Origin of the sequence: Paenibacillus azoreducens, assembly GCF_021654775.1 — a bacterium.
Lineage (GTDB): Bacteria > Bacillota > Bacilli > Paenibacillales > Paenibacillaceae > Paenibacillus_AQ > Paenibacillus_AQ azoreducens.
Window position 1 is genome coordinate 483244 of the sequence record NZ_AP025343.1, and the last position, 12643, is coordinate 495886.

General features: G+C 46.2%; 10 protein-coding genes. 9 read left to right on the forward strand and 1 reads right to left on the reverse strand.

Annotated elements, in window-relative coordinates:
- The first annotated feature begins 257 nt into the window (after window positions 1–257).
- Both L6442_RS02100 and L6442_RS02105 read left to right on the forward strand, forming a co-directional pair.
- Window positions 258–1262, forward strand: a complete 1005-nt coding sequence (locus tag L6442_RS02100) for a tetratricopeptide repeat protein (protein WP_212978373.1) — start codon at window positions 258–260, stop codon at window positions 1260–1262.
- Between the two features lie 173 nt (window positions 1263–1435).
- Complete coding sequence (locus L6442_RS02105) at window positions 1436–2890, forward strand: catalase (RefSeq protein WP_212978372.1); 1455 nt, start codon at window positions 1436–1438, stop codon at window positions 2888–2890.
- A gap of 109 nt (window positions 2891–2999) precedes the next feature.
- Here L6442_RS02105 and L6442_RS02110 read toward each other — a convergent pair whose 3' ends face one another.
- Window positions 3000–3587 (reverse strand): TetR/AcrR family transcriptional regulator, encoded by a 588-nt coding sequence (locus L6442_RS02110; protein ID WP_212978371.1) that lies wholly within the window; start codon window positions 3585–3587, stop codon window positions 3000–3002.
- Between the two features lie 205 nt (window positions 3588–3792).
- Here L6442_RS02110 and L6442_RS02115 point away from each other — a divergent pair, with 205 nt between their 5' ends.
- From L6442_RS02115 to L6442_RS02145, 7 genes are all read left to right on the forward strand, one after another.
- Window positions 3793–4647, forward strand: a complete 855-nt coding sequence (locus tag L6442_RS02115) for an ABC transporter ATP-binding protein (RefSeq protein WP_212978370.1) — start codon at window positions 3793–3795, stop codon at window positions 4645–4647.
- Window positions 4644–5351 carry a fluoroquinolone export ABC transporter permease subunit gene (locus L6442_RS02120; protein ID WP_212978369.1) on the forward strand — a complete coding sequence of 236 codons (708 nt, stop codon included), beginning with the start codon at window positions 4644–4646 and terminating at the stop codon, window positions 5349–5351. The genes L6442_RS02115 and L6442_RS02120 overlap by 4 nt, the downstream gene beginning before the upstream one ends.
- The gene (locus L6442_RS02125; protein WP_212978368.1) at window positions 5348–6070 is read left to right on the forward strand and encodes a hypothetical protein; all 723 of its coding nucleotides are present in this window, start codon (window positions 5348–5350) and stop codon (window positions 6068–6070) included. The genes L6442_RS02120 and L6442_RS02125 overlap by 4 nt, the downstream gene beginning before the upstream one ends.
- Before the next feature lie 375 nt (window positions 6071–6445).
- Complete coding sequence (locus L6442_RS02130; RefSeq protein WP_194233511.1) at window positions 6446–6670, forward strand: hypothetical protein; 225 nt, start codon at window positions 6446–6448, stop codon at window positions 6668–6670.
- 150 nt (window positions 6671–6820) lie between these two features.
- Window positions 6821–10681: a copper amine oxidase N-terminal domain-containing protein gene (locus L6442_RS02135; RefSeq protein ID WP_212978367.1), complete on the forward strand. Its 3861-nt coding sequence runs from the start codon at window positions 6821–6823 to the stop codon at window positions 10679–10681.
- A gap of 169 nt (window positions 10682–10850) precedes the next feature.
- Window positions 10851–11321, forward strand: a complete 471-nt coding sequence (locus L6442_RS02140) for a pyridoxamine 5'-phosphate oxidase family protein (protein WP_212978366.1) — start codon at window positions 10851–10853, stop codon at window positions 11319–11321.
- Window positions 11322–11351: 30 nt separating this feature from the next.
- Window positions 11352–12638, forward strand: coding sequence for a multidrug effflux MFS transporter (locus tag L6442_RS02145; protein ID WP_212978365.1), 1287 nt, complete (start codon window positions 11352–11354; stop codon window positions 12636–12638).
- Window positions 12639–12643 lie beyond the last annotated feature (5 nt).

Genomic DNA, 12643 nt, shown 5'->3' on the forward strand with positions numbered 1-12643 from the left:
CGTATTTTTTAAGATATAAGAAAGTATAAACTTCGGAGATCTCGCATCCTTATATCGCAAGAAAAATTACCGCTAAACGCGGTCTGTCTTCTATGAGAGTACGGCGATAGACGTTTTTCTTACATCCTGGAAACTTACTTTTTACATTCTGTTTAATATTTCCATATTATTTCCGATAATCAAGGAATGGACACTTTTTCGGAAACACCCAAGAGATGGAAGACAAAAAATTTCAGTCTTGAGAGGAATGATTACGGTTGACGGAAGACAGGAGAATTCAAGAAGCGAGCTTGGAAAGCTTGCAGCAGCGGGTTAAAGTCCTGTTTGATCTGAAAAAATACGATCTGTTAATTGATATAGCGAAGATGGCGCTTGGAATGGACTTAAACGATCCCTTTACACTCTATTATCTGGGCCGGACTCATCATAGGTTGGAAAGGTATCCGGAGGCACTGGAGATATCCGGCAGGCTTTTGGCTATGGATCCGAACGATCCGAATTACCACAGTTTGCGAGCTGGCGTCCTTGAATCTCTCGAAAAGTATGAAGAAGCCATTGCCCACTATGAAAAGGCGATTGAACTGAATCCGCAAAACGAGAGATATTACAGCGGTATCGCTCATAACGCAAGCTTGCTCGCAGAACCCAAGTTTCAGGAAAAGGTTGTGCCGATGATGCGTAAAGCCATAGAACTGGGGCCTAACGATGCGCTTAACCACGGCTTTTTTGCCATTTTACTCATGAATCGGGGATTGTACACGGAAGCGCGGAAAGAATTTGAAATTGCCATAGAACTTGCGCCTAATGATTCGATCAATCATTCATCATACGGTAATTTTCTTTACTATGCGGGGGAACTGGAAGAAGCAAAAACATATACGATGCAGGCGTTAGAGATCAACCCCATGGATCCGACCGCAGAAACGAACCTTTCTTTATTGAAGCAAGCGGAGAGAGATCCGCAGCATTATGTCGCCCATCGAATGGAGACATACAGCGGGATCATCCAATTCCATCCGCGGCATGACGAACCTTACCGCCAGCTTGTGAAGCTGCAGCTTGAAATAAATGAGAAAGCACAGGCCCGTAAAGTTCTGAGAGCTTTTGCAAAGGCGCGACCCGATGCTGTAGATGAGGAATTCCGGCAGTTGATGGCTAAGGCAGGTGTTGCAATTCCTTCAAAAACGCGGCGAATTCAAATGTGGGCGGCCTTGATGCTCCTGATCGTTGCAGCGGTTTTTTATTTTGTGTTCAAGCGATAAGCATGGCGGGGAATGATAACTTTTCACTCATAACTTTGTGGAGAAATAAATATCCTCAAATAAATTAGAATTATTATAATTTAATATTGATTTTCAATTATGAGTGGGTTACAATGAATCACATCAGATTATTTAGAATAATTCTAATTTAAATATATGAGGAGGAAAAGAGCATGGCAAAACTTACGACGAATCAGGGTGCTCCAATCTGGGATAATCAGAATTCAAAAACAGCAGGGCAAAACGGACCTACACTGCTTGAAGATTACCAGCTGCTAGAGAAACTCGCCCATTTTGACAGGGAACGCGTGCCGGAACGTGTCGTTCATGCCCGGGGGGCCGGAGCGCATGGCGTGTTCAAGGTGAAGAACAGCATGAAGCGTTATACGAAAGCGGCGTTTTTGCAAAATGAGGGCCAGGAAACGCCGGTGTTTGCCCGCTTTTCCACCGTTATCCACGGACAGCATTCCCCGGAAACGCTGCGGGACCCGCGCGGTTTTGCAGTGAAATTTTATACGGAAGAAGGCAATTATGATTTTGTCGGCAATAACCTGCCTATATTCTTTATCCGCGATGCGATGAAGTTTCCGGATATGGTGCATTCGCTCAAGCCCGATCCGCGCACAAACATTCAGGATCCAGACCGTTATTGGGATTTTATGACTTTGACTCCCGAATCGACGAATATGTTGGTTCACCTGTTTACGGATGAGGGCATTCCTGCGGATTACCGCCATATGCGCGGCTCCAGCGTTCATGCATTCAAATGGATCAACGAATACGGCAATACGGTATATGTGAAGCTGCGCTGGGTACCGAAGCAGGGGATAAAAAACTTAAGCCGTGAAGAAGCGGCACAAATTCAAGCGGATGATTTCAACCATGCGAGCCGGGATCTGTTTGAAGCGATTGAGCGCGGAGAGCATCCGGAATGGGATCTGTATGTGCAGGTGCTCGATCCGGCGGATCTGGACAGCTTTGATTTTAACCCTCTTGATGCGACTAAAGATTGGCTTGAGGAGGATATTCCGTATCAGCTGGTGGGAACGATGACGCTCAACCGGAATCCCGACAATGTGTTTGCGGAAACGGAGTCCGTCGGTTTTAATCCGGGCGTGCTCGTCCCCGGCATCGAACCTTCGGAAGATAAGATGCTGCAAGGGAGATTGTTTTCATACTCCGACACCCAGCGTTACCGGATCGGACCAAACTACCTGCAGCTTCCGATCAACTGCCCGTTTGCCCAGGTAAGCAATAACCAACGCGACGGGGCCATGCCGTTCAAGCAGCAGACGGACCGGATCAACTATGAGCCAAACCGTTATGAGCATACGCCAAAAGAGGATCCAACCTACCGGGACGTACCGCAGCCTGTGAAAGGCATGATCTCCCGTGAAAAAATCGATAAACCCAATGATTTCGGCCAGGCGGGTCAAGTATTTCGCAGCTACGCCCCTGAAGTCCAGGAAACTTTGATCAGCAATCTGGCAGCGGACCTGAAGGGTGTAGCCAAGCCAACGAAACTTCTTGCCATCTGCAATTTCTTTCGGGCGGACGAAGATCTTGGCAAACGTCTTGCGGCTGCGCTGCGAGTGGATTTGGCGCCGTTTTTGTCCCGGATGCAGTAACTTTGGGATTATCTTCACATAGATGACGCTGCCAACATTTGCAGCCCAAAAAACCGTTCCTTGCGGATTCGCGAGGAGCGGTTTTTAGCTATCAGACGAATTCGCTTTATCATAAAAGCTGCTGCAGACCGGTAAACCAAATGGAGATGTACTGCTGGGCGGCTTGAACGATCTGGTCTTCATCGCTGTAAAGCCGGATGATTTCAAAATAACCTTCCATAAACGCAATCGCGATCGGACGCGCGGCATCGGAATGAAGCTGCTGCGCCGGAGCATGCCTGCGATTGTAATCCGCAAAATGCATCTCGACATGCCGGGAAAAACGGTCGAAAAAGGCGTTTTTGACATTCTCCTGCCGGGTGCCTTTGCTTTCATACAATAAAATCAGCAAGCTTTGCCGGTACTCCCGCAGAAATTCCGCGAGCAGTCCTTCCAGCCGGTTCAGGATGACAGGCATGCTGCTTTCGGAAATCTCCTCGCTGCTCTCCACCATCTCAAGCAAACGTTCATAGGCAGGCATCGTAACGGCCTCGAATATCGCTTCTTTATTGGGAAAGTAACGATATAGATTGCCGACCGAGACGCCCACGCTTGCAGCAATGTCCTTCATGGAAGTTTTTTCGTAACCGGGATCAAGGAACATATTCCGGGCGGTTTGCAGCATGGCTTGCCGCAGCTCTTCTTTTAATACCTGCATAAGATGAACCTCCATTCGCTTTTAAATATAGGCTTGTCGGAATTGCATTGTCAACACGCTCTAAATAGCCGGAAGAATTTGCTTGACTTCATGTGCGGATCGGCGTATTTTAAAAGTGAATTATAATTCGCTATTGAATGAAAATTTGAAAAATCGCGCGAAAAACAGGCTTTTTACAAGCCTGGTGGAAGGAGTGGGAGAAAGCATGATTGAAGTTCGGAATTTAAGATATAGATATCCGGGAAGTACCGAATGGGCTCTGCACGGACTCAACTTTTCGATTCCAAGAGGAGAAATATTCGGTTTTCTGGGGCCATCGGGAGCAGGTAAAAGCACAGCACAGAAAATTTTGATCGGCATCTTGAAACAATATGAAGGAAAAGTGACTGTCTTAGGGAGGGATGTTTGCGAGGCAAAATCGGATTATTACGAAAAAATTGGCGTAGCTTTTGAGTTTCCCAACTTTTACAGCCGGTTTACCGCTTTGGAAAATTTACGCCTTTTTCGTTCCTTATATCAAGGACCTACGAGCAAACCCGAGGAACTTCTGGCAATGGTGGGACTTACAAAATATGCCGATACGAAGGTAGGAAACTTCTCCAAGGGCATGAAGATGAGGCTCAACCTATGCCGGGCGCTGCTGAATCAGCCGGATATTTTATTCTTGGATGAACCTACTTCGGGTCTGGATCCGGTGAATGCCCGGCTCATCAAAGAGATTATTTTGGAAATGAAATCGGCCGGAAAAACGGTGCTGATCACGACTCACAATATGCAGGCTGCAGATGATATTTGCGATCGGATCGCCTTTATTGTAGATGGAAAAATCGTTTTGATCGATTCTCCGCGCGAATTGAAGGTACAGCATGGGAAAAGACGCGTCCGGGTGGAGTACAGGCATGATGGGCAAGTGAAGCAGGAGCATTTTGAGCTGAAGGGACTCGGCGAGAGCAAGGAATTTATCGACCTGCTGCTTCAGGAAGAAATTGAAACGATTCATACGGAGGAAGCGACGCTGGAGGATATTTTTATCAAAGCGACGGGGAGGAGCCTGGGATGAGATTGGCGGGTGCCATTGCCTATGATATCAAACTGCAGTACAGGCATGGGTTTTATTATGCATATCTGGTGATCAGCGCATTTTACGTTGTTTTATTGCGGTTTCTTCCTGCCTCTGTACGCGAGACGGCGGATATTTTGCTGACATTTACCGATCCGAGCATGCTTGGTTTTTTCTTTATCGGCGGTTTGGTGCTGCTGGAGAAAGGACAGGACATTCACAATACGTTGTTTGTTACGCCTTACAAGCCGGAGGAATATATTCTGTCCAAAACGCTGTCTCTCACCATTTTATCGGCAATCAGCAGTTATTTGATTCATATCAGCGAGTTCGGATTTACGACAAATCCGCTGCTGTTTATGCTTGGCGTGGTTCTGACATCCGTATTTTTCACCTTTGCCGGAATGGGGGTGGCTTTTCGCTGCCGCTCTTTAAACGGATTCTTTTTTCTGTCTACAATGGTCACGTTCGTGTTTTTGCTGCCGATTTCCGGTTTTCTCGACATCTGGTCTACGCCGCTTTATTACGTTCTGCCGACTCAAGGTTCGTTTATACTTCTCCGTTCGGCTTTTGAACAGATTCCGGCTTCGCAAATTTTATATGCCGTTCTGCTGCTTGCAGGCTGGGGCGGTCTGGCTTTTCTTTGGACGCGGGTATCTTTTCGGAAATTTATTATGCTGCGGATGGGAGGCGATGGTCCATGATTTCCGCGCTGCGTTTGCTTCAGAGCGATATGAGGCTCGTCCGCCGGGACGCCATGTTGTTTTTCTATCTCATCGCTCCGCTGCTGCTTATGTCTGCTTTATGGTTCGGGGTACCGGCTGCTAATGATGTTCTGATCGCCTATTTTGCTTTTGACTTATCCGAATATTATGGTTTGATCACGGGTGTCTCGCTTTTACTGGTTAGTCTGATTCTGGGCTGTATGTGCGGGTTTATGATGCTGGATGAACGGGACGATCACCTCATCGAGTATTTTGCCGTAACGCCTTTGTCACGCAAAGGTTATCTGGTTTGCCGCCTTGCGACGGCTGTGATCCTGTCGGTCTTTTATGATGCAGTGCTGCTCTTGTTTGCGGCCCCGGAACCGGTTCCCATAACCCATATATTGTACCTGCTGCCGATGGCTGCGCTTGAGGCGCCATTGATCGCCTTATTCCTGATTGCTTTTGCGTCCAATAAAGTGGAGGGGCTGGCTTTGTCCAAGGGGGCGAGTCTCATGGTTGCCGTTCCGGTTGCAGCTTGGTTTATCGGCCCGCCAATAAAGTATGGGTTCGGCATTTTTCCTGCGTTTTGGATTTATGAGATTCTTCGGGGAGATAGCGGACAATGGCAGGCTTTGCTGCTCATGCTGGCAGGCACGGGAGTTCATCTGCTGGCTGTTTATGTAATGCTGCAAAAATTTTTGCGGAGGCAGGATTAACCCTCTTCATGACACAAAAACCGTCCCCTTATTTAAATTGGGAAACGGTTTTTTATTTTAAGATTATAGAATTTATAAATTTTAAGCGGAGCTTAAGAAATCCTATAATCGCAAGAAAAACATCCGCTAAATGCGGTCTGTCTTCCTAGAAAGTACGTCGATAGACGTTTTTCTTAAGATATCAGAAAGTATAACTTCGAGGGAAACGCATCCTGATATCGCAAGAAAAACTACAGCTAAAGGTGGTCTGTCTGCTGTGATAGTACGTCAATAGACGTTTTTCTTATAAGGCGATAGACAATAAATACCATGTAAGGTATATTGAAACATATAAACGCGTAAGCGCACTGCGCATGATAGGGAGGCCCATCTTCATTGGAGAAAAAAGTTACCATTATTATCAGCTTTATTATCGGATTTATGTTGATGCAGCTTTCTGCAGAGGAACCGCTTTCACTCTTTAAGTCATTTTTCGGGACGGTCTCGAGAATAGAGCCGTACCTCATTTATTTACTGCAATTTATCGGTTTCATCCTGGTGATCTGGTCGATTATTCTGACATTTAAAGAGCTGATTAAGCTTCAAACAAACAAATCTTGACATGAAGGATTCCTGCCTTATTGGGCGGGGATTTTTTTGTGTGACATGGAATAAAAAAAATTTTTTCAAAATGGAAAACATTTCTGCGCTCTGTATCGTCAAATATAAGGAAGCATTTTTTCATTTTACGAAAGATAGAGGAGGAGAACCGTGAAAAAACTTTGGGTTACGCTTGTGGCGGTGCTGATGGTTGTAACATTGTCCCTGCAGCCGGCACAGGTAGAGGGGGCCGCTGCATCCAAGAGAATCAGCGTGTTTGTCGATGGAGTCAAATTGAATCCGGTGCAGGCGCCCACGATGATAAAAGGCAGAACGATGCTGCCGATGCGAGTCATTTTTGAGGCGCTTGGCGCCACGGTGCAATGGAGTGCACAAACCAAAACCGTCACTGCATACAGCAATGACACTACAGTTGTTCTGAAAGTCGGGTCCAAAACAGCGAGTGTCAACAATCGGAATGTATCGCTGGATGCACCTGCACAAATTTTAAATGGGGCTACGATGGTTCCCGTTCGTTTCGTAAGCGAAACGCTTGGAGCGCAGGTGGATTGGAATGGTTTAAGCCAAGTAGTAACCATTACAACTTCCAACCGCAATCCGAATCCGAATCCAAATCCCAACCCGTATCCGCCTTCATCAGGGAACGTAAGCGCGGTTTCTTACGTGAATGCACAAATCGTTGGCAGAAACGGGGATGGACGCGATGTACAGATCAACTTCCCGAAAGCATACAATGAATCGGATGTAAGGGAATATCGCGTTCTGATCGTCAAGTCTTCCAGCTATGGATTTACGACATCTCAGGCGCTTTCGAATGCTTACTACACATCGGCATGGCCGACCGGTAGAGATCAAAACGTGAATTTGACGTCGCAATCCAAAGACGTGAATGGCGACTTGCTCAGAACCAATCAGTCTTATAATGCTTATGTATTAACCCTGGGCAAAAATGGATCCAACGCTTTGTCCAACATGTCGTCATCCTTTACGCTTTCGACTTCGGTATCTGCTAATGCACCATCGAACGTAAAAGCAAACGACATTAATGACTACGGCGATGGACGCGACCTGCAGGTCAGCTTCGATCAGCCGGTGAATACAAACAATGTTCAGAATTACCGCATCTTTGTCGTGAAAAACAGAGATGTTGGCAGCTTTAATCTCAATACCGCGAATTCGGTATCAAGCTCAAATTATACAACCGTAAGCAAAGCCAGCTACAAAACGATTACAACAACGTTAAGCTCGACGGCAAGAGACACTTCCGGAGAGTACATCAAAAACGGAATCGCCTATAATGTCTTTGTGCTTGCCGTTGGCAACAGCTACAGCGCATCCGAGCTTTCCGCTCCGTCTTCGACGATTACGCTGTCTTCCGGCGCGATTTCGGCTCCGGTCATTACCCGAGTGGAAGATGTCAACAACTATGGAGACGGCCGCGACTTGATGGTGCGTTTCGACAGATCATCCGATGAGTCCCGGATCGGCTCATACCGCATTTTCGTTGTAAAAGACTACAAAGCGAGCAGCTTTGATTTGTCTACAGCGAAAAACGTATCGAGTTCGTATTATACTTCTGTCAGCAAAACGGGCTACAACATTAATCAAACCCTGTCCTACGGGGCAAGAGATGTAGACGGCGACTTGATTCGCAACGGCGTCAGCTACCGCGTGTTCGTGATGGCTGTAGGCACAGGCAGCTACTCGGGCAGCTATGCGCTTTCCGGATCGTCATCTTCGATCGTTCTTTATAATGGAGTCGGAAATGGTAATGGCAACGGTAACGGTAACGGAAGTTACGTATATGCCGCTACGAACGTATCCGCCAGCGATGTTTCCGATTACGGAGACGGCCGCGACATGAAAGTTTCATTCACGCGTGCTTCTGACGAAAGCAATCTGTACAGCTACCGTATCATGGTCGTAAAATCCAGGGACGCTAACTATTTCACTTTATCCAAAGCGAATTCTCTGTCCAGCTATTACTACACCGAAGTTTATAAAACGGGTTACAACATTAGCCAACCGCTCTCTTCGAACGCAAGAGACGTGGACGGCGACTTGATCCGTAACGATGTCAGCTACCGCGTATTTGTCCTTTCGGTAGGGGCATACGGCAATAATACGTTGTCTTCGTATTCACCAGCGATTACTTTGTCGAATAATTCTAGTGTGGATAAGGCGTCGGGTGTGAGTGTTAGACAAGTTGCTTATAACGGGGATTACAGTGACCTGGAGGTATCGTTCAATCGAGCGGCTAATGAAAGTAATTTAAGCGGATATCGTATTTTTGTTGTGAAGGAAAATGAGGCTGGTTATTTCACTGTATCCAAAGCAGAAGACCTGTCCAGCACTTACTACACATCTATTAGCAAATCAAGTTCTACCACTGGTCTTAAACTTACTTCGGGAACAAAAGTTGTCGGTGGTGATTCGATTAAGCCTGGAGAACCTTATCGTGTATTTGTGATGTCAGTGGGTTCATACGGTAGAAATAACCTAGCTTCGACTCCTTCACCGATTACGTTGACTAAGAAGGATGTAGCTCCGGCAACAGGTGTGACAGTAAAAAATGTCGCGGATAACGGAAATGGAAGCGATCTAGAGGTTTCATTTAGAGTTGCTGATGAAAGCAAATTGAGCGGTTATCGAATTTTTATCGTGAAAGAGACTTCTGCAGTTTCTTTTAAGGTGCAAACTGCTACTGATATAACCGATCTAAAAAAATACACACCAGTTGACAAAGGAAAAAATACTAGGCAGCTTTCCCAAGATGCACGGGATACAGATGGTGATAAGATTCGCGAAGGGGTCAAGTATAAGGCATTTGTTTTATCCTTAGCCACGGATGGTAATGAATATAATAAATTGTCTGAACCATCTGAAGTCTTCAGTTTGTCTAAAGTAGGAGCAGCTACAATAAGAAAGGTGGAGGTTATTGGTAACAACAATAACGCCAGTGATCTGAAGGTTACCTTTAGCCCTGCAGAAAACGACGACAATATTGGACAGTATCGAATCATGGTGGTTAAATTAGGAAGTGTAGACCAATTTACTACGGGTATTGCATCAAACTTGAAGGATGAACGACGTTATGAAGTCGTTGAAAAAGGAAAAAAAGAAAGTTATGAAGTCACCTTGAATAGCAGGGTCTTAGATACAGACGGAGGCAGTATTGATAATAACAACACCTACAAGATTTTTGTTCTTTCCGTTGGAAATAAAAAAACCAATGTACTTTCGCTTGCTTCTGAAAAGGTTCAACTGAATAAATCAGCTGCTCCTGAAGTTAAACCTGTAAACATTACAAAAGCTTCTTTTGCTGATATGCAAATCTCTTTTGAGCGTGCAACTAGCGAACAAGGTGAAGGCAAATATCGTATTTTCATCGTTGATGCAAAAAATAATCAGTCCTTTACTATAAGAGATGCCCTTAATAAAACGGAAGACAAATATACCAAGGTTGATCTCAAAGCTAATGACAGGGTATATAATCAGTCTTTGAAGGATGTAAAGGATACGGACGGAAACCCTGTATCTAAAAATAAATCTTACAAGGTTTATGTCCTGACAGTAGGCAAAGATGCATTAGAAAAGAACAATGCTTTGTCGGAAGCAGTAAATCTGATCGATACGACTGCTCCCCAAAATATTGTAGCAAGCTGGAACAGTGATAAGCTTGTGGTGAAATTTGAAAAGGCTCAAGATGAGAATAACATCAAAAAATATGTTGTATTGGCTGCTCCGGTAAACATGGGCGACGCTGAAGTGAAAAATAACTTTGGTAAACTTGATGATTCTATTAAAAAGACAATGACACTGGAAATAGGAAAACAACCATACGAATTCAAGTTTGAAGAGCCTAATAACAAAGATGTTAAAAATGATTCGTTGCAATCTAACGGTCAATACAATGTCTACATTATTAGTATGGGCGACACGAATGTATCATGGTCAGATCCAGTTGCTCTTAATCCAGTTGGAGCTAAAACTCTAAAAGCAAATAAATAACCAACAAAAGCCTTTATAATCATTACTACGACGCCGGACCTTAGGTCCGGCATTTTTTCTGCCTGCATCCTAATGGAACCATCACATGAAAAATTTTAGGGTTCTTTTTCAAGGGAGAAATGAGATACAATAGAATGAAAACCAATTTGAAAAGGAGGCATTCCATCCCATGAGGCAGACGTTACGCAGTGAATTATCCGGGGAACTGTACGAGCTGCTGAACGGAAGGGACCTCGAAACCAAGCAACATGAAGCCATGATGTTGTTAACCGTTACGGAGGAAGGTTGGCCTCATACGGCCATGATCAGTGTCGGCGAAGTGATCGCTGTGGATGCGAAACGCTTGAGGCTGGCGATTTGGCCGGATACAACGACCACGAATAATATGATCCGCACGGAGAAGGCGACTTTGGCGCTGGTTTATGGCGGAGCCGCTCATTATATCAAGTTGGCTTTGCGGAGATTGCCAGAGCTGTCTGGTGCGAAATATCCCCGGGAGCGGTTTGAAGCAGAAATTATTTCGGCCCGGTCGGATGTAGCGGTGTATGCCGATCTCACAACGGGGATTCAGATTGATCTGAAGGACAAATCATCCGTACTTGAGCGGTGGCGGGAAACGTTGACTGAGCTTATGCTGTAAAGTGGATAAGGGGGAGCACATACAAACATTATGAATAAACCAACACAAACGCTCCGAAACGAAGGAGTAACGAAAGAAAAACCTGCCCGGCCCAGTACCAGCAGGCTGTGGATGATCATTATATTAGGGGCATTATCGGCCTTTGGCCCGTTTTCATTGGATATGTATCTGCCTTCGCTGCCAAGTCTGGCGGAAACGATGCATACAACGACCTCGCTGACACAGCTTAGTTTGACCTCATGCCTGATCGGACTGTCGGTGGGGCAATTGTTTGCGGGACCGTTCAGTGACGTGCGCGGACGGCGTATTCCGCTCATTATCGGCATGGTCGTCTACGGCGTTTCATCTTTATTATGCGCATTCAGCACCTCGATTGAAATGCTGATCGCGCTGCGTTTTATTCAAGGGATTGCCGGCTCTGCCGGTATCGTGATCTCGCGTGCCATCGTCAGAGATATGTATTCCGGGTCTGAGTTGACCAAATTCTTTTCGATGCTGATGCTGGTGAATGGCGCGGCGCCGATTTTGTCCCCGATTGTGGGCGGCCAGCTGCTTCAGTTCACGTCCTGGCGCGGGGTCTTTATCGTACTTGCGCTGATCGGCGTAGCGATGCTGTTGTCCGTGCTTTTTGGATTGCCGGAGACGCTCGTTCCTGAAAAACGCTCCAGCGGCGGAACGATGAATACGCTTAGAACATTCGGCGTACTTCTGAAAGACCGCAAATTCATGGGCCTTGCGTTAAGTTCGGGTTTTATAACGGCTGCAATGTTTGCTTATATTTCCGGTTCCCCGTTTGTGCTGCAAAATATTTACGGAGTCAGCCCGCAGATGTTTAGTTTCATTTTTGCCATGAATGGGGTGGGCATTATTATCGCCGGGCAGATTACAGGCCGATTGGCTGGACGGGTCAGCGAGAAAAAACTGTTGGTATCCGGGATCGCCTTGGCTACGATTGGCGGCATGTCGCTCCTGGTTCTGCTGATAGCCAAAGCTCCGCTTGCTGCCATTCTTCCGCCGCTTTTTGTGGTCGTTTCCTGCGTCGGCATTGTAGGCACTGCAGGTTCCTCCCTGGCGCTTCAGGATTACGGCCATGCGGCAGGCAGCGCGTCGGCGCTGCTCGGACTGCTATCTTATATCTTTGGCGGCATCGTCAGCCCTCTGGTCGGGATTGGCGACGGCACGTCAGGCGTACCGATGGGCCTGGTGATTGCGGGCGCAGATATCTGTTCCGTATTATGCTATCTACTGCTCGTCCGCAGTACCGGAAGCAAAAAGCTCGTGGCTAAAGTATCAAACGCACAAAATAAGGGAATGTAAACATC